The organism is Hyphomicrobium sp., from assembly GCF_047600905.1.
Classification (GTDB): domain Bacteria; phylum Pseudomonadota; class Alphaproteobacteria; order Rhizobiales; family Hyphomicrobiaceae; genus Hyphomicrobium_B.
On record NZ_JASGKD010000001.1, the window covers coordinates 3,192,834 to 3,211,153 of the forward strand.

At 62.2% G+C, this 18,320-nt stretch carries 13 protein-coding genes and 3 pseudogenes; 11 read left to right on the forward strand and 5 right to left on the reverse strand.

What is annotated here, in order from left to right:
- Positions 1 to 7: 7 nt before the first annotated feature.
- A complete protein-coding gene (gene glpD / locus QM780_RS15395) occupies positions 8 to 1,507 on the reverse strand; it encodes a glycerol-3-phosphate dehydrogenase (RefSeq protein WP_415071322.1) in 1,500 nt (499 codons plus the stop codon).
- A 67-nt stretch (positions 1,508 to 1,574) separates the two neighbouring features.
- Positions 1,575 to 3,506, reverse strand: coding sequence for a sodium/substrate symporter small subunit (locus QM780_RS15400; protein ID WP_415071323.1), 1,932 nt, complete (start codon positions 3,504 to 3,506; stop codon positions 1,575 to 1,577).
- Between the two features lie 483 nt (positions 3,507 to 3,989).
- Between QM780_RS15400 and coaBC the strand changes: the two genes are divergently transcribed.
- The 5 genes and pseudogenes from coaBC to QM780_RS15425 all read left to right on the forward strand — a co-directional run bounded on the left by coaBC (position 3,990) and on the right by QM780_RS15425 (position 9,122).
- Complete coding sequence (gene coaBC, locus QM780_RS15405; RefSeq protein ID WP_415071324.1) at positions 3,990 to 5,246, forward strand: bifunctional phosphopantothenoylcysteine decarboxylase/phosphopantothenate--cysteine ligase CoaBC; 1,257 nt, start codon at positions 3,990 to 3,992, stop codon at positions 5,244 to 5,246.
- Positions 5,243 to 5,686 (forward strand): annotated as a pseudogene (gene dut, locus QM780_RS15410) (dUTP diphosphatase); the annotation flags it as partial. The gene coaBC and the pseudogene dut, both read left to right, overlap by 4 nt.
- 236 nt (positions 5,687 to 5,922) lie before the next feature.
- Positions 5,923 to 6,925 (forward strand): annotated as a pseudogene (gene cysK, locus QM780_RS15415) (cysteine synthase A).
- An 18-nt stretch (positions 6,926 to 6,943) separates the two neighbouring features.
- Complete coding sequence (locus tag QM780_RS15420; RefSeq protein WP_415071325.1) at positions 6,944 to 7,780, forward strand: HesA/MoeB/ThiF family protein; 837 nt, start codon at positions 6,944 to 6,946, stop codon at positions 7,778 to 7,780.
- Between the two features lie 118 nt (positions 7,781 to 7,898).
- A complete protein-coding gene (locus QM780_RS15425; protein WP_415071326.1) occupies positions 7,899 to 9,122 on the forward strand; it encodes a metalloprotease in 1,224 nt (407 codons plus the stop codon).
- Between the two features lie 22 nt (positions 9,123 to 9,144).
- Here QM780_RS15425 and QM780_RS15430 read toward each other — a convergent pair whose 3' ends face one another.
- Positions 9,145 to 10,143 carry a 2-hydroxyacid dehydrogenase gene (locus tag QM780_RS15430; protein ID WP_415071327.1) on the reverse strand — a complete coding sequence of 333 codons (999 nt, stop codon included), beginning with the start codon at positions 10,141 to 10,143 and terminating at the stop codon, positions 9,145 to 9,147.
- Between the two features lie 184 nt (positions 10,144 to 10,327).
- On the opposite strand from QM780_RS15430, the gene QM780_RS15435 reads away from it, so the two are divergent.
- Entirely contained in the window at positions 10,328 to 10,918 is a 591-nt protein-coding gene (locus tag QM780_RS15435) for an SH3 domain-containing protein (protein WP_415071328.1), read from the forward strand.
- Positions 10,919 to 10,936: 18 nt separating this feature from the next.
- On the opposite strand, the gene irrA is transcribed toward QM780_RS15435, so the two are convergent.
- The gene (gene irrA, locus QM780_RS15440; protein WP_415071329.1) at positions 10,937 to 11,374 is read right to left on the reverse strand and encodes an iron response transcriptional regulator IrrA; all 438 of its coding nucleotides are present in this window, start codon (positions 11,372 to 11,374) and stop codon (positions 10,937 to 10,939) included.
- Positions 11,375 to 11,650: 276 nt separating this feature from the next.
- On the opposite strand from irrA, the gene fabA reads away from it, so the two are divergent.
- From fabA to QM780_RS15465, 5 genes are all read left to right on the forward strand, one after another.
- Complete coding sequence (gene fabA, locus QM780_RS15445) at positions 11,651 to 12,175, forward strand: 3-hydroxyacyl-[acyl-carrier-protein] dehydratase FabA (RefSeq protein ID WP_415072061.1); 525 nt, start codon at positions 11,651 to 11,653, stop codon at positions 12,173 to 12,175.
- A 65-nt stretch (positions 12,176 to 12,240) separates the two neighbouring features.
- Positions 12,241 to 13,473: a beta-ketoacyl-ACP synthase I gene (fabB, locus tag QM780_RS15450; RefSeq protein WP_415071330.1), complete on the forward strand. Its 1,233-nt coding sequence runs from the start codon at positions 12,241 to 12,243 to the stop codon at positions 13,471 to 13,473.
- A 133-nt stretch (positions 13,474 to 13,606) separates the two neighbouring features.
- Positions 13,607 to 14,482 carry an enoyl-ACP reductase FabI gene (gene fabI / locus QM780_RS15455; RefSeq protein ID WP_415071331.1) on the forward strand — a complete coding sequence of 292 codons (876 nt, stop codon included), beginning with the start codon at positions 13,607 to 13,609 and terminating at the stop codon, positions 14,480 to 14,482.
- 52 nt (positions 14,483 to 14,534) lie between these two features.
- The gene (locus tag QM780_RS15460) at positions 14,535 to 15,380 is read left to right on the forward strand and encodes a glutamate racemase (protein ID WP_415071332.1); all 846 of its coding nucleotides are present in this window, start codon (positions 14,535 to 14,537) and stop codon (positions 15,378 to 15,380) included.
- 143 nt (positions 15,381 to 15,523) lie between these two features.
- Positions 15,524 to 15,793, forward strand: a complete 270-nt coding sequence (locus QM780_RS15465; RefSeq protein ID WP_415071333.1) for a hypothetical protein — start codon at positions 15,524 to 15,526, stop codon at positions 15,791 to 15,793.
- Between the two features lie 200 nt (positions 15,794 to 15,993).
- Here the strand turns inward: QM780_RS15465 and pnp are convergent.
- A pseudogene (gene pnp, locus QM780_RS15470) lies at positions 15,994 to 18,199 on the reverse strand (polyribonucleotide nucleotidyltransferase).
- Between the last annotated feature and the right edge of the window lie 121 nt (positions 18,200 to 18,320).

An 18,320-nucleotide genomic window follows, 5' to 3' on the forward strand; every position in this document is an offset into this window, starting at 1 on the left:
TCGCGGTCTAGGCTTTATCGACGCATGCCTGAATTTTTTCGGCGACGCGCTGGCGTTCGGCCGGCTGAAGATGCAGGCCCGCCTTCGTTCTCCGCCAAAGAACATCTTCGGCGGTCGTCGCCCACTCTTCGGATTTGAGATAGCAAACTTCGCGGGTGGTGAGGCCGCCGCCGAGCGCTTCGCCGAGATCTTTCTCGGAGCGCGCGCCAGCGAGTAGATCGGTCGCGCGCGTCCCATAGCGGCGCGCAAGGCGGCTCAGGAACGGCGGCGCGAAGCCAGGGTTGTTGCGAGCGAAATCTTCCGACCATGCAGCGAACGATCGACCGCCGAAGTCGCCGCCGGGAAGCGGTGTCGTCGCCGTCGATCCCTGTCTCATGTTCGGGAAATGCGGTTGCAACAGCGATAGAGCCGCTTCGGCAAGCTTGCGGTAGGTCGTGATCTTGCCGCCAATGACATGAAGGATCGGCGGCGTGTCGCCTGCGCGCAATTCGAGGTGATAGTCACGACTGGCGGCGGATGCGCTTTCGCGGCCGTCATCGTCGAGGGGGCGAACGCCGGCAAAGCTCCAGACGATATCGGCCCGCGAGGGCGCCGCGCGAAAGAAGCGGGCGGCGATGCTGAGCAGATAATCTTCTTCGTCGCGGGTCGGGGCCGCAGCGCGCGGATCGCCGGAGATCTTTTCTTCGGTGGTTCCGATCAGCGTGAAATCGGTTTCGAATGGAATCGCGAAGACCACGCGGCCGTCGCTGTTCTGGAATGTGTAGGCGTCGTCGCCGGCTGGAATGCGCGGGACGACGATGTGGCTGCCTTTGACGAGCCGGACAACAACGGGTGATCGGGACGAGGACGGGTGTGCAAGATTGGCGACGTCGGCGACCCAGGGGCCTGCCGCATTGACGACGGCTCGGGCGGCGCGGCGCTCGTCATTTCGACCAAGCGACGCGATCCATAGATTGCCTTCGGCCTTGAGCTCCGTGACTTTGGTCCGCGTTTCGATGCGCGCTCCTGCGTTTCGTGCCGCGACGGCGTTGAGGACAACGAGGCGGGAATCGTCGACGGCGCAGTCCCAATAGCTGAAGCCGCGGGTGAGGTCGGCGACCAGCGGTGCGCCGGCGGGGTCGGCGTGCAGAGCGATGGCGCGCGAACCCGGAATCGATTTGCGCGCTGCCAAATGATCGTAAAGGAAAAGGCCGGCGCGCATCATCAGGGCCGAGCGCATGCCGGGGACTTGAGGAAGAACAAATCGCAGGGGGCGAATGATATGTGGGGCTTTCCCGAGCAACACTTCGCGCTCGGCAAGGGCTTCGCGGACGAGGCGGAATTCGAAATGCTCGAGATAACGGAGGCCGCCGTGGATGAGCTTCGAACTCGCCGACGATGTCGCGCTCGCCAAGTCGTCGGCTTCCGCCAGCAGAACGGATAAACCACGTGCGGCTGCATCGGCAGCAATGCCGGCGCCGTTGATGCCGCCGCCGATAACGAGCAGATCGTAGATTTCGTCTGCCATGGAGCGCGCTCCCGCGACGTTGGCTCTAGCGCGGAACTCTAGGTGACTCGCATGCCCGAGCGAAGGCTCAGGCTTTGGCTGGGGCGGCGGCCCGGCGGGTGCGGAAGAGCAAGCTGAACAAAAGTCCGGCGACGAAGCCCGCAGGGACCGACACGAGGGTGATCGCGGCAGGTTTCAATCCGCCCCAGTTGGCAATCGCCGTCACTTGCCTGGCGAGAGCCGCGTGGGCGGCGGCCTGGGCTTCGGGGGTCGTCGCGGCGGCGAGGGCAGCCTGCAAGTCGGCGAAGCGTTTCGCGGCTTCGGGCTGGGCGTCGGACAACTGGCCGGTCAGGTTGAAGAATTCGACGGGCCAAAGGTTGACGCCCAGCAGGTAAATGCCGGTGATCGCGATGCCGACGGTCATTGCGGCGATGGCCCCGGCCTTGTTCATGTGCCGCCAATGCAGCCCTAATACGAGCGCCGGGAAGAGACCCGCGGCCAGCACGGCAAAGCCTTCCGCAGCCAGCAGCCCGGTTCCGATGGCGGCATAGAGAGCGACGAGAGCGCCTGCCACGATCAGGAAGCCGCCGACGGTCGCCGAGCGGAAATCGACGCCGGAGCGACGGTCGCCATCTCTTGTCAGCCTCACTTCGCTGTCGGCGACGACGATGCCCGAGACGAGGGCGTTGCCGGCCAGTATCGATGCTAGAACGGCACCGAGCAGCAACGGATAGGCAAGCCACGGATCTAGCCCGGAAAGCTTCGGCGCGGCGACAACGAAGCCGTCGGTCGTAAACGCGAGATCCTGCAAGCGCACGAAGCCGCGCTGGCCCGATGCTTTCTGACAGGCTGCGGTGAGATCGGCCGTTGCATCGCTGTTGCGATCACACACCTTGACCCAACCAAGCGCGCTCGCTTCCGCCAGCGATTGCGGAATATCTGCGATCTCGATGCCTTTCGACATCGCCTGCTCGAAGCCGATGCGGCTGTAGACGGCGAGCGGCGGCAGGCTGGCGATGATGATCGCGACGGCGAAGAGGGCGGCGGCCGTGCGCTTCACGGCGGCACCGGGCGCGACGGCGGATTGCGACATGTGGCGGCCGAGCAGGTGCGGCGCGGCGACGATGCCGAGCGCGACGGCGAGCAGGAGGCCGGCGAAGTTCTTCATCGACAGCAGAAGGAACGGCGACGTCATCGGTGTCAGCGATTCGACGTTCGAGAGGCGATTGATGATGAGCTTCTGATTGAGGTCGGCGTGGCTTTTGAGGGCGGCGCCGAGCGACAGATGCGGTAACGCCGATCCGCCGGTGACCAGAGCGATCGCGATCAAGGTTGCGAGCAGCCCGGCGCAGATGGCGAGGAAGCCGAGGCCGTCGATTTTTTTCGGCGGGAGAAGCGCGCTCAGCAGCCAGACAGCGGTGATCGCGAGTGTCAGGATCAGAATGGCCTGCGGCAGGGCAAGGTCGGCCAGGCTTTGGAAGGCAAGCGATCCGGCACGAATGTCGGCCGCCAGCAAAAGGCCGGTCCCGGCGAAGGCGATCAGGAACGCAAGCCGTCGCGCCAGCGTGCTGCCGTAGCGGAGGGCGAAGAAGCCGCTGATCGACTGAACGGGGTAGAGGACGAAACGGGGCGCAACGAGAATGGCCAAGAGGGCAATGCCCGCGACCATGCCGAGCGGGAGTGCGAGGCCGTCGTAGCCCATTGCCGCGATGTAGCCGGTGAAGCCGAGAAGGACGACGGCGCCCACGCATTCGCCGGCAAAGACCAACGCGGGGCCAAAGCCTTCACGCGCCGAAGTTCCGCCCGCGCGCCAGGCGTAGACAGCCACTAAGGCAACGAGGCCGATGATCGCGCCCTGGGCTGCGATCCAAAAGCCCAACGGAAAGCCGGCAAAACGAACGACATTGAGCGTCAGGGCGCATAACGGCAGCGCGACGGCCAGCAGCAGCCATAGCAGCAGGCTGGCCAGCAAAAGGCGGCCTGATGGCCGGCTCGCGCCTGCGATGTCCCCCAGACCCATTCTCGAACCTCTCCGCGTCCCCACTTTGTATCGAACGCGCGCTATTGGCGTCAGAAACGCGTTCCGATCAAGGCAAGCGAGATTACGATTGTGGGGCGTTAGGCTGCGATCGGCGAAAAGCGGAGAATGGCGGCGATAAAACCCGAATTCCGGGCGTTAGTCCCAGAAACTGAATGGGGTGGCTCGCTAAACGAGCCACCCCAATAGTTTCGTCCCTAGACTTGGACCTTTATTCGTTTTTTTTCCCCTGCGACCGGTCCCGACCATCGCAAGTGCGGGCACCATGTACCATTGTGTCTTCTGCGTCAAGTCACCGCGCGACATAAATAATTTCGATTTTGTGACTGCCTAATCGGTGGTCAATTTGCTGGTTCGAAGGCGGTCGGGAAATTGCCCTCTCATTAGTCATGGCGCGAATTGAGGCAGATATTTCGGCTTAACGCTCCACTTGCCGGAATATGCTAAAATGACTGCCGGTCGGAATTGAGCATCGGATTTGTCGCGGTGGCAGCGGGCAAGAATATTCTTCTGATAATTGGCGGCGGTATTGCAGCTTACAAATGCCTTGAGCTCATCCGCCGGCTGCGTGATCGCGGTCACCGCGTCCGTGCGGTGATGACCAAATCGGCGCAGCAGTTCGTTACGCCGTTATCGGTCGGTGCGTTGACCAACGAGCGGGTGCTGACCGACCTCTTCAACCTCGATGAGGAACGCGAGATCGGACATATCCGGCTGGCGCGCGACCCGGATGTGATCGTCGTGGCGCCCGCCACAGCTAATTTGCTGGCGCGCATGGCCGGCGGCCACGCCGACGACTTGGCGACTGCAGTACTGCTCGCGACCGACAAGCCGGTGCTGGTTGCGCCGGCGATGAACCCGGCGATGTGGCGCAATAAGGCGACGCAGCGGAACGTGACGCAGCTGAAAGCCGACGGCATCCGTTTCGCCGGCCCGGCGGTCGGCGAGATGGCCGAGCGCGGCGAGGCGGGCCCAGGGCGGCTGGTCGAGGTTCCCGAGCTCATCGCCGCGATCGAAAGCATATTCGAGGGTGAAGCTGAAACCAGCGGCGCACTGGCTGGCCGTCACGTGCTGATAACGAGCGGTCCGACGCATGAGCCGATCGATCCGATCCGATATCTCGCCAACAGATCGTCTGGAAAACAGGGTTTCGAGCTTGCCGCCGCCGCGCGAAATCTCGGCGCACGCGTGACGCTCATCACCGGGCCTGTCGCCTTGCCCGAGCCCCAAGGCATCACCATCGTGCGCATCAAAACGGCGGCAGAGATGCTTGAAGCGGTGCAGGCGGCGCTTCCCGCCGACATCGCCGTGTTCGCGGCGGCGGTCGCTGACTGGCGGGTCGACGCACCACAAACGGAAAAGATCAAGAAGGCCGAAGGAAAACGCGCGCCGACGCTGACGCTGACGGAGAACCCTGACATCTTGCGGACAATCGCGCAGTCCGGGCCGCTTCGACCGCGACTCGTCATCGGCTTTGCCGCCGAGACGGAGGACGTGCTGGCGCACGCGAAGAAGAAGCTCAAATCGAAGCGCGCCGATTGGATCATCGCAAACGACGTTTCGCCGGCGTCGGGTGTGATGGGTGGGGAGAGCAATACGGTGCACGTGATTACGGCAGGCGGCGTCGAGAACTGGCCGGAGATGAGCAAGGCGAAAGTCGCGCAGCGGATCATGGAGCGGGCGGCCGTCGAGCTTCACGCCAGGCGGACGGCGGCGGAATGAACGTGAAGATCAAGCGGCTGCCGCACGCCAAAGGCCTCGCGCTTCCCGATTATCAAACGGCCGATGCTGCAGGATTCGATCTCGTGGCGGCGATTGGCGCGAACACGACGGTGACAATTCAGCCCGGTGCGCGCGTGCTGATACCGACGGGTTTCATTTTCGAGATACCGAAGAAGATGGAAGCGCAGGTGCGGCCGCGGTCGGGGCTTGCGGTCAAGCATGGCGTGACTGTTCTCAACAGCCCCGGCACGATCGATGCCGATTACCGTGGAGAGGTTGCGGTCATCCTGATCAATCTCGGCCGGGATCCGTTCGTCGTTGCGCGGGGTGAGCGGATCGCGCAGATGATCATCGCGCCGGTCGCGCGCGTAAAACTACGCGAGGCCGGTAAACTCTCCGAGACGAAGCGTGGTGCCGGCGGTTTTGGATCGACCGGCAGCGGCGAGACATCGTCCCAAGCGAAGTCGGTCAAGAGGAATGCTGTTGCTAGCCGACGCGCGAAAACGCAAACAAAATCTCGCGCGCCCAAGCGGAAGACACTACGTTAAGCACTAAAAGTGCAATGCTTATGGGCCTCTGTGCGCGCCAATCACCTCTTGAGGCCGGGACTCGAACCTGCGAGAAACGAGCCCATCTAGTAGGTGCGGACAAGCGCCAGCAACACCCGAGACAGGCCATGACAGAGACACTTGAGATCAAGACGCTTGAAGCCACCAAAAGCTGGGGACGCGGACGCGTCTACGACAGTATTACCGAGACGATCGGACATACACCGCTTGTGCGTCTCTCAAAGATCAAAGCGGCGGCCAATCTGAAGGCTGACATCCTTTTGAAGCTCGAGTTCTTCAATCCGTTGTCATCGGTCAAAGATCGTATCGGCGTTGCGATGATCGACGTGCTCGAGGCGGAAGGGCGGATCAAACCCGGCAAGACGGTCCTGATCGAGCCGACGTCGGGCAACACGGGTATCGGTCTGGCATTCGTCGCGGCGGCACGCGGATATCGAACTCATCCTGGTGATGCCGGAGACGATGTCGATCGAGCGCCGCAAGATTCTGGCGCATCTCGGCGCCGAACTCGAATTGACGCCGGGGCCGGGCGGCATGCCCGCAGCTGTGGCTCGCGCCGAAGAACTTGCAAAATCTCTTCCCGATGCCGTCATTCCCGGACAGTTCGACAATCCGGCCAACCCGCTGGTGCACGAGAAGACAACCGCAGAAGAGATCTACAATGATACCAAGGGCAAGGTCGATGCGCTTGTTATCGGCGTCGGCACGGGCGGAACGCTGACGGGCGTCGGGCGGGCGCTGAAAAAGCGAATCCCGGGACTCAAGATTTTCGCAGTCGAGCCGACGACCAGCGCCGTGCTCTCCGGCCAGCCGCGCGGTCCGCACAAAATTCAAGGCATCGGCGCAGGCTTCATTCCGACCATTCTCGACAAGGGATTGATCGACGAAGTCGTGACGGTTTCCAGCGATACGGCGTTCGAAGTATCGCGCACCGTCGCCAAGGTCGAAGGAATTCCCGGCGGTATTTCGACGGGCGCCAATGTTGCGGCCGCCATCACGGTCGCGCAGAAGCCCGAGTTTGCCGGGAAAACGATCGTCACGTTTGCGCCGTCGTCGGCCGAGCGGTATTACTCGAGCGAACTGTTCGTCGATCCGCAGGCGCGGAGCTGATCGTTTCCAGAGGTATCGATGGCGACGCTCACGTCAGAAGAGGTGCAGCGCTACAAGCGCCACCTCGTGCTGCGTGATGTCGGCGCGCCTGGGCAACAAAAGCTCAAGGGCGCGCGGGTACTCGTCGTCGGGGCCGGCGGACTTGGTTCGCCGGTCATCACTTATCTGGCGGCGGCGGGTGTCGGAACGATCGGGATCATCGACGACGACCGCGTTTCGATCGATAACCTGCAACGGCAGATCGCACATCGCAGCGAAGACGCCGGCCGACTGAAAGTCGACAGCGCGCGAGATACAATTCTGCGTATCAATCCGCTCATCAAAGTCGAGACGCATGCGATGCGGCTTGATGCGTCGAACGCGCTGGTGCTGATCGGCGGTTACGACATCGTGGCCGACGGCTCGGACAACTTCGCGACCCGCTATCTCGTCGCCGATGCCTGCTATTTCGCGAAGCGGCCGCTTGTTTATGCGACGCTCGGCTCGTTCGATGGATATATTTCGACGTTCAAGCCCTACGAGAAAGATGCGTCGGGCACGCCATTTCCGACGCTGCGCTGCCTATTCCCTGAAGCGCCGCCCGCCGGGCTCGTCGCCAACTGTGAAGAAGTCGGCGTGCTCGGGCCGGTCGCCGGAGTGATCGGAACGCTGCAGGCGACGGAAGTCGTCAAAGAAATTCTCGGTCTGGGTGAAAGCTTGGCCGGGCGACTGCTGATCTGTGATGCGCTGGCGACGCGTTTCGAGACGGTTACCATCGCGTGGGATCCCGACAATCCGCTTTCGGGCCGACATCCGACAATTTTCGATCTCAAATCCCACCAACTGGCCGCCGGTCCGGCCTGTGCCGCGGAATGAAGCTGTCGTGATGGGCATGGATTCAAAGCACACTCTGTGCGATGGAGCGCGTGGTTCATTGCGCGCTGCTGAGGGCTCGCGGTCCTAGCGAAAGCGTCCATCGCGAGGTCGCCCGAATATGCCCTTGCTGCGAAATCTGCTGTTCTTGATCATAGAGCTTTTGCGAGTGCCGCTCGATATTCTCTCAGGCACGCGGCGGCGCATTTATGAGATCTCCCGGCCGGTCGATGCGCCCAAAAGCGTCGCTTGGGATGTTGTCTCGGCGAATAAGATCCGGCTCGAAGGGCCGCCGCAGATGGAACTCGACACCGATCCTGATCCGGCGCGGCCCGGGGTTTTTACCGGGATCTGCCAATATGGCGATAAACGGTTGCGGTTTGCTTATCAGATTCTGTCGGAAACGCCGGGCGAAGCTTTGAAGCTGCGTCTGCTTCCGGACGAATGCGATCCGATCTATCACTTCGGCGCCGATTACATCGGAGCTGTCGCGGTTTCGGGAGACGATAAACAATCCGCCATCACCGAATGCTGCGAGCTGACGCATACGAAGTTTTCGACGCGGCTGCTGATGCCGTTCACCGTTCTGCGCAGTCTCTATAGTCTGAAGCGGACCGCGGAAATTCGCGCCGGCCGGCGCGCAGTTGGCGGCGGCGGTCAAATCAAGAACGCGATCATCACAGGGGCGCTGACGCTTGCTAGCTTCTCGGCGCTCTTTGATCTGTCGATTGCGGTGATGCTGCTGATCGTCGTGCTGCTGCACGAACTCGGGCATGTGATCGCGATGCGCTCGGTCGGTATTCCGGTGCGCGGAATTTATTTCATTCCGTTTTTCGGCGGCGTGGCGGTGGGGGAGCATTTCGGCAGGAGCGAGGCCGTGCGCGGTTTCGTGGCGCTGATGGGTCCAGCCGCGAGCATGCTGACGACCGCGCTTTTCCTATGGCTGTCGCGGCAAAACGGCGATCAAAATCTCGCCGACATGGCCTTCATCAGCGCCGCCGTGAACGGTCTCAACCTGCTTCCGATCATGCCGCTCGATGGCGGCCGCATTCTGCAGGCGTTGACCTCGCGGCTGCCGCCGGGCGCTGCACGCGCGGTTCACGGCGCGACGCTGATGATCGGGATCGGACTGGCAGCGCTGATCAGGGATTACCTTTTGATGGGGCTCATTCTGCTCATCGTGCCGAGCGTTTTGTCGATGCGAACGAACACGCTCAATCAAGCGGCGCCGCTGACACGCAAGGAAGCGCTGCTGCTGACTTCAGGTTATGTTGCGACGCTCGGGTTCTATGCGGCGATCACGTTCCGCATGCTGCAGGATGCGATGGCCGAAGGCGGCTTGTAATCTCGCCTTCGGCCGGTCGCGATTAGAGCATCGCTGGATGGACGCGATCGGGCGGCGCGTGGCCGTCGGCGAAGGCCTTGATGTTGATGATGACTTTCTCGCCCATGTCGACGCGACCTTCGATCGTCGCCGAGCTCATGTGCGGCAGAGCGATGACGCGATCTGAGGCGAGAAGTCGAGGGTTCACGGCGGGCTCGTGCTCGAAGACGTCGAGGCCTGCGCCGGCGATGGCGCCCGCTTCGAGAAGGCGGACAAGCTCGTTTTCATCGACGACTTCGCCGCGGGCGGTGTTGACGATGTAGGCCGACGGCTTCAAGAGCTTCAGTCGGCGCGCGGACAGCAGATGGAACGTCGCCGGCGTGTGCGGGCAATTCACGGAAATGATGTCCATCCGCGTCAGCATCTGATCGAGGCTTTCCCAGTAGGTGGCCTCAAGCTCCTCCTCGATCTCTTCGAGGACGCGGCGGCGATTGTGATAGTGAATCTGCAACCCGAAAGCCTTCGCGCGCCGGGCGACGGCCTGGCCGATGCGGCCCATGCCGATGATGCCGAGGCGCTTGCCATAAATGCGATGGCCGAGCATCCAGGTTGGCGACCAACCGGTCCATTTGGAGTTGGGATCATGCATGTAGGCGGCGCCCTCGGCGAGCCGGCGTGGAACGGCGAGAATGAGCGCCATCGTCATGTCGGCGGTGTCTTCGGTCAAAACGCCCGGTGTGTTGGTGACGAGGATGCCGCGGTTGCGTGCCGTGTCGAGATCGACGTTATCGACGCCGGTGCCGAAGTTCGCGATCATGCGCAGGCGCGGCCCTGCCTGGGTCAGTACGGCGCGATCGATGCGGTCGGTGACGGTCGGGACGAGAACGTCGGCGTTTTTGACGGCTTCGACGAGTTCGGCATGGCTCATCGGCTTGTCATCGACGTTCAAGCGTGTGTCGAAGAGCTCGCACATGCGCGTCTCGACGACGTCCGGGAGTTTTCGGGTGACAACGACAGTGGGCTTCCTGGGGGACGTCGGCATTCTCTTCCCGTTGCTTGAAGGACGCGGCCATTCGAACGGCCGACCGCGGCGCTTGAGAAAGTGCGGCCCCGTGTCTATCAGATGGCCTTTGCGAAGACAAAGTCCTGAAATCAAATAGCAGCGCCCCGTTGGCGGGCTTCGCATCCGATCCATGCTCGAACGCCGGGGCCGCGCGCTTTCTCGAATGACTGAATTCGTCACCATAAGGCAAAACCGCTATTATTTTGGGCTGCGGTCCGGCAATTTGGGGCCGGTTGCGGCCGTCTTGCTGGCGCTCGCCGCGCTGACGGCTGTTTTTCCAGCGGCGGCTGATGATTCGCCGGCCGTCGTCGGCAGCGGTCTGCCCGTCCCACGGTTCGTCAGTCTCAAGTCCGACAGGGTCAATCTCAGGAACGGTCCAGGCACCGACTATCCGACAGGCTGGGTTTATCGTCGCGTCGGGCTGCCGGTCGAGGTCATCAAGGAGTTCGAAACCTGGCGGCAGGTTCGCGATTCGGAAGGGGCAACCGGCTGGGTCTTGCAGTCGCTGCTGTCGGGGCGCAGGACAGGCCTTGTGCTGCCGTGGGAACGGAAGACGGGTACAACGCCGCCGCTGGTGCCGATCATGGCGAGCGACAGCGAGCGCTCGGGCGTGATCGTCAACGTCGAAGCGGGCGTCATCGCCGATCTGCATTCATGCGACGGCCGCTGGTGCAGAGTGACCGTCGATCAATACAGCGGCTACATCGAGCAAAAAAAGCTCTGGGGCGTCTACGAAGGCGAGACGTTCAAATGAGATCGGCCGATTGGCGATTTAAATCTTTGCAAGACGCACGACGACGTCGACGTGCGTGATTTTCATGCCTTCCGGCGGCTCCGGCAGGCCCTCGACCGAAATGGCGTCGCCGGCAATGTCCATCAGCTCGCCGTTCGGTTCGAGCAAGAAATGATTGTGGTTCGAGGTGTTGGTGTCGAAGTAGGCTTTCGATCCCTCGATCGCCAGCTCACGCAAGAGCCCGGCACGTTTGAACTGGTGCAAGGTGTTGTAAACGGTCGCAAGCGAGACGTGCTCTCCGAGACCCGCGACCTCGGCATGCAGCTGCTCCGCCGTGACGTGGCGATCAGCGCCCTCGAACAACAAACGGCCGAGTGCCATGCGCTGCCGTGTCGGCCGCAAACCCGCCTTTCGTAGGAGATCGGACGTGGTTACCAGAGTGGCGTCTTCCATATGGTGCGGAGATTTCTCGGACATTTATGTTTGCAGAACCGTGTTGGCATCCCCACGTTGCAGCGACGAGACTGGCCGCCGAAGCAACGCGTATTGTACGCTTCAGTATAGTCACTTGCTGGAAAACCCGCAACTTTTGGGCAAAACAGGGCTTTGAGGCCAGCGATCGGCCCGTTACAGGCTCGCTGCCGGCCACGCTAGGCGGGGGCCCAAGCCTGTGTTAGGACCCCCGCTGATCTTGAGCGGCCGGAGCATATTGTGCAGCAATACGACACCATCGGCCATGAAACGAGGGGATCCATGGCGGAACGCCGTTCTAGCTACGAATTCGAAGATCTGCTGGCGTGCGGCCGGGGCGAGCTGTTCGGGCCGGGCAACGCCCAATTGCCACTGCCGCCAATGCTGATGGTGGACAGGATTGCGACGATTTCCGAGGCCGGTGGGGCGCATGGCAAGGGACTGATCGTTGCCGAGCTTAACGTCGCGGGAAATGAACGTCTCGATTGGCTGTTTGCCTGCCATTTCAAGGGCGATCCGGTGATGCCCGGCTGCCTCGGCCTCGACGCCCTATGGCAGTTGACCGGCTTTTTTCTGGGCTGGCTCGGACTTACCGGGCAGGGCCGCGCCTCCGGCGTCGGCGAGGTCAAGTTCATGCGTGAAGTGACCCCTGACGTCAAAAAGCTCGAATATGTCATAGACATCAAACGGGTGATCGCCCGCAAACTGAAGCTTGCCGAAGCTGACGGGGTCCTGAAAGCCGACGGCGAAGTGATATACACAGCCAAGGACTTGAGGGTCCTACTCAAGTCGAGTGAAGGCCCTTAAGCGTTGCGCAATGGGCCCGGCTGCCACGGCAGGCGGCAGCAGGAACCGCAGGAGTGAAGGAGCGCATGCGGCGCGTTGTTGTGACTGGCATGGGTGTGGTGTCCTCGATCGGCAACAACACCCAGGAAGTTCTCGCTTCGTTGAGAGAAGCGAAGTCCGGGATTTCTCGCGCAGAGAAATACGCTGAGCTTGGATTCAAATGCCAAGTTCATGGTGCACCCGTCATCGAATGGGAAAGCATGGTGCCGCGCAAGCCCAAGCGATTCATGGGCGCGGGCGTCGGCTGGAACTGGATCGCGATGGATCAGGCCATTCGCGACTCAGGCCTTGACCCCTCCGACGTCGTGAACGAGCGGACCGGCATCATCGTCGGTTCGGGCGGGCCTTCGACACGCGCGATTGTCGAAGCCGCCGAGACGACGCTCAAATCCGGCAGCCCGAAAAAGATCGGTCCGTTCGAAGTGCCCAAGGGCATGTGCTCGGGGCCGTCGGCGGCGCTTGCGACCGCATTCCAGATCAAGGGTGTTAACTATTCGATCGCGTCGGCCTGCGCGACGAGTTCGCACTGCATCGGGAATGCCGCCGAGATGATCCAGTGGGGCAAACAGGATGTGATGTTCGCGGGCGGCTGCGAAGAACTCGACTGGACGCTGTCGGACCTGTTCGACGCCATGGGCGCGATGTCGACGAGCTTCAATGCAACGCCGGAGCGCGCCAGCCGACCGTTCGACAAGGACCGCGACGGGTTCGTAATTGCCGGCGGTGCGGGCGTCGTAGTGCTCGAAGAGCTGGAACGTGCCAAAGCGCGCGGGGCGAAGATTTATGGCGAGCTCAAGGGCTATGCCGCGACGTCCGACGGCTACGATATGGTCGCACCCTCGGGCGAAGGCGCAGAGCGCTGCATGCGGCTTGCGATGAAGGGGTTCGACGGCAAGGGTTTGCCGCAGATCGATTACATCAATCCGCACGGCACCGGCACGCCGGTCGGCGACGCCAAGGAAATCGACGCCATCCGTGCCGTGTTCGGCAGCAAAATCCCGGCAATCTCGGCGACCAAATCGTTAACGGGGCATTCGCTCGGGGCCATCGGTGTGCAGGAAGCGATCTTCTCGCTTTTGATGATGAACAACGGCTTCATCGCTGAAAGCGCCAATATCGATGAGCTTGACCCGGCGTTCGCCGATGTGCCAATCGCTCGCAGTCGCATCGACAACGCAAGCCTTAACTGTGTGATGTCGAACAGCTTCGGTTTTGGCGGCACCAATGCCACTCTGATCTTCTGCCGGCATGATGCCTGATTAGCCGAAGCGTCCCCTGTCTCCGCTGGGACTGCTCAGCTGCGGACGGTCGAGGACGATGAGAGTATATAAGCGCGGTGCTGGTTGGTTTGACGTACGCGGGCGTACATTTGGTGACAAAACGAGGCTTCCTATGACCGATTTCGACATCACCAAGCCCGGGCCGATCATGGCCGGCAAGCGCGGTCTCATCATGGGTGTCGCCAACGATCGCTCGATCGCATGGGGCATCGCTCGCGCTCTGCACGGACAGGGCGCCGAGCTTGCTTTCACATATCAAGGTGGCGCCTTTGGCCGCCGCGCGGTGCCGCTGGCGCAAGGTCTCGGCGCGAAGATTATCGAGGAATGCAACGTTCTCGATCTCGAAAGCGTCGACCGGGTTTTCGATCGCATCAAAACCGAATGGGGCGGTCTCGATTTCGTCGTGCACGCGCTCGCCTATTCCGATCCGAAAGAACTCGGCGGCCGCTACGCCGACACGACGCGCGAGAACTTCATCAACTCGATGGTCATCTCGTGCTTCTCGTTCACCGAGATTGCGAAGCGAGCGTCGGCGCTGATGCCCAACGGCGGGTCGCTGATTACGCTGTCTTACGGCGGCGCGACGCGCTGGGTGCCGTCCTACAACGTCATGGGCGTGGCGAAGGCTGCGCTTGAGGCATCGGTCCGCTATCTCGCCGCCGATCTCGGACCGCAGGGCATTCGCGTCAACGCGCTTTCAGCCGGGCCGATGCGGACGCTTTCGGGCGCCGGCGTTTCGGACGCGCGCGTGATTTTCAATTTCCAGCGCGATAATTCTCCGCTGCAGCGCACGCCGACGCTCGATGAAGTCGCGGGCTCGGCGCTTTATCTGCTGTCGCCGCTCTCGGGCGCTGTGACGGGCGAAGTGCACTTCGTCGACTGCGGCTATAATACCGTGTCGATGCCGTCGCTGCAGAGCCTCAAGGAGCAGGACACCGAAGGCAAGGCCAAAGGGCCGAGCACGTCGCCCTCCGCCGCAGCGGAGTGATGCGGCGAAGGGCCGTTGACGTCCACAATTCTCCGTCGCAAACACTGCGGCCATGATCGGGGTATTCGATTCAGGGCTTGGCGGTTTGACGGTGCTTCGGGCACTCGTCGCGCGATTCAACACGGTCGATTTCGTCTATCTCGCCGATCACGCTCACGTTCCTTATGGAAACAAGCCATCTGAAGACGTGATCGGATACACGCGCGATTGCGTCGAGGAGCTGTTTTCACGCGGATCGAAGCTGGTCCTGCTCGGCTGCAACACGGCGACGGCGGTGGCGCTGCGCCGGCTGCAGCAGCAGTGGCTTCCTGAGAGCAAATGGGCTGCGGGTCACAACGTGCTCGGGATCGTGGCGCCGACGGTGGAGGGCGCGACGCAGACGCCGTGGGCGGTGACCTCGCCGCAGTACCCGCAGAAGTACAACACCGACACCATCGCCGTGTTCGGGACGACGCGCACGATCACATCGGGCGTCTACCCGGAAGAGATCCGCAAGCGGTGTCCGAAGGTCACCGTCGTGCAGCAGATCTGTTCGGAGCTTGCCGGCGCGATCGAGGACAAGCGGCCCGAAGCGGAGCTTGACCGTCTCGTGCGCGAGGGCGTCGAGGCGATGCTTGCGAGCAACGGCAACATGCCGCCGCATCGCGCCATCCTGGGCTGCACGCATTTCCCGCTGGTTGAGCATCTGTTCCGGAAATATCTGCCGCCGTTCACGCGCATTCTTTCCCAGCCGGAGGTGGTCGCCGACAGTTTCGAGGATTATCTCGCGCGGCGGACGAACTACTTGAACGGCGATGAGCGCGGGTCGGTCACGCTGCTTACGACCGGTGATCCGCAAGACGTCAGCGAAAAAGCACGGGTTTTCTGGTCCGACGTGCCGGCCTTCGCCAGGGCCTGACGCGCGGCGGCAACGCTCCCACATCATCTCGATTGCCGCCCGACATTGATCCGTTGTCGGAAGGCTTGCCGTGCTGCTAGCGTCGCGGGGGAGAAAAATGCTGGCGGGCGGCTACCGCCGGCAGGGGAGAGGAGAAACACCGGATGTCAGGAAAGCTTTCGATCGTCGCCGCGGCCTTGGCGGCCGGGATGGTTCTGGCGGGAACGGCCGGCATGGCGGCGACTGGAGCGTCGCTTGGTCAATTGAAGGGTGTTGCGGCCTCTTCGATAGTCGAAAAGGCGGGGTGGAACAGCCGGTGTCATTGGGGCATCGGCGGATATCACAAATGGATTCCAGGCGTCGGCCGCGTGCAGTGCACGGCGCGCAAATGCTGGCGCAACAGCTGGGGTGTTCGCCGCTGCCGTTGGTATTGATCTGACGAGGCCGTCATTCCGGGTAAGCTTCCTTGCGAGATCCGAGACCTAGAAAACATGTCGAGCGCGGTTCTGGGTCCCGGCTCTGCTCTACGCTCCGGGCGGGATGACAATCGTCGTGATTAGAGGGCGCAAAAAAAGCCGCCGGACTGCGGGTTCCGGCGGCTTTGCTATTCAGTGATTTCAGATTTCAGAACGGCTCAGCCGCGCTCGCGGCGTGGACCGCGGTTGCGGTCGCCGCGGCCGCCTTCACGACGCGGAGGACGGCTCTCGAAGACTTCTTCCGGCTCGCCTTCGGCGCGCGGGATTTCCTGGCCCGTCGTCTGATCGACGACCTTCATCGACAGGCGGGTCTTGCCGCGATCGTCAAAGCCCAGAAGCTTGACGTAGACTTCCTGGCCCTCCTTGACGACCTCGCCGACCGTCTCGGGGCGGCCCTGCGAAAGCTGCGAGATGTGGACCAGGCCGTCCTTGGCACCGAAAAAGTTCACGAAGGCGCCGAACTCCATGACCTTGACGACCTTGCCCTTGTAGATGTGGCCGACCTCGGGCTCGGAGGTGATGCCGCGGATTCGTCCGAGCGCCTTCTCGATCAACTCGCGGTTGGCGGACGCGATCTTTACCGTGCCGTCGTCCTCGATGTCGATCTTGGCGCCCGATTCGGCGACGATTTCGCGAATAACCGAGCCGCCCGAACCGATGACCTCACGGATCTTGTCGACCGGGATCTTGATCGTTTCGATGCGCGGCGCGTACTCGCCGAGCTCGGTGCGTGCGCCCGTGATGGCTTTCGACATTTCGCCAAGAATGTGGATGCGGCCTTCATGCGCCTGCTCGAGAGCGACGCGCATGATCTCTTCGGTGATGCCGGTGATCTTGATGTCCATCTGCAGCGACGTGACGCCCTTTTCGGTGCCAGCCACCTTGAAGTCCATATCGCCCAGGTGGTCTTCGTCGCCCAGGATGTCGGAGAGAACGACGAAGTCGTCGCCTTCCTTGATCAAGCCCATCGCAATACCGGCAACGGGTGCCTTCAGCGGCACGCCGGCGTCCATCAACGCGAGCGAGGAACCGCAGACGGTTGCCATCGAAGATGAGCCGTTCGAACTCGGTGATTTCGGAGACGACGCGGAGCGTATAGGGGAACTCCTCCTGGCTCGGCAGCATCGGATGGATGGCGCGCCAAGCGAGCTTGCCGTGGCCGATTTCTCTGCGGCCGGGCGATCCCATGCGGCCGACTTCACCGACCGAGTAGGGCGGGAAGTTGTAATGCAGCAGGAAACGTTCTTTCTTGGTGCCTTCGAGGCTATCGACGAACTGCTCGTCCTCGCCGGTGCCGAGCGTCGCGACGACGAGCGCCTGCGTCTCGCCACGTGTGAACAGCGCGGAGCCGTGCGTGCGCGGCAGGACGTGGACTTCGGAAAGGATCGGACGGACCGTTTTCAGGTCGCGACCGTCGATGCGCCGCTTCGTCTTCAAGACGTCGCCACGCATGATGTCCATTTCGAGCGACTTGAAAGCGTCGCCGAGAAGGACCTTCTCGTTCGGGTCGTCGGTCGGGATAGCGATGCCTTCGCTGATGGCCTTTTTGGCTTCCGCGACGAGATCCTGGCGCTTGCCCTTCTCTTTGGTGGAGAAAGCTTCCTTGAGGGTCTTTTCGGCGAGCTTCTTGACGTCGCCCGCGTACTTCGCCTTGTCGGCGATCTTGATGTCCCACGGCTCTTTGGCCGCTTTTTCTGCGAGCTTGATGATCGCCTGGATGACGGGCTGCATGTGCTTGTGGCCGAACATCACGGCTTCGAGCATCTGCGATTCAGGAAGCTCCTTGGCTTCCGATTCGACCATCATCACGGCGTCAGTGGTGCCGGCGACGACGAGGTCGAGCTGCGTTTCCGCCATCTCGTCGATCATCGGGTTCAGCACGAACTCGCCGCCGATCAGGCCGACGCGGGCAGCGCCGATCGGTCCGAGGAAGGGAAGGCCCGAGAGCGTCAGCGCAGCAGACGCTGCGACCATGCCCAAAATGTCGGGATCGTTCTCGAGGTCGTGCGACATGACCGTCACGACGACCTGGGTTTCGTTCTTGAAGCCCTCAACGAAGAGCGGGCGGATCGGGCGGTCGATCAGGCGCGACGTCAGCGTTTCCTTTTCCGACGGCCGGCCTTCGCGTTTGAAGTAGCCGCCCGGGATTTTGCCGGCTGCGTAGGTGCGTTCCTGATAGTTCACGGTCAAAGGAAAAAAGTCGATGCCCGGCTTGGCGGAACGGGCGCCGACGACGGTCGCGAGCACCGTGGTATCGCCGTACTGCGCCATGACGGCGGCGTCTGCCTGGCGAGCATAATGGCCGGTCTCAAGCTTCAGCTTGCGGCCACCCCAGTCGATTTCGACGCGATGGATGTCAAACATATTGGATCTTTCGTTTTCGCTTTTCTGTTCGGTCGGTCAGCTCAAGCGGCCTCATGCCGAATGAGCGCTCATAGCGCCGGCACCGATCTGGGCGCCGACGTCTCTCTCGTTCATTGAATTA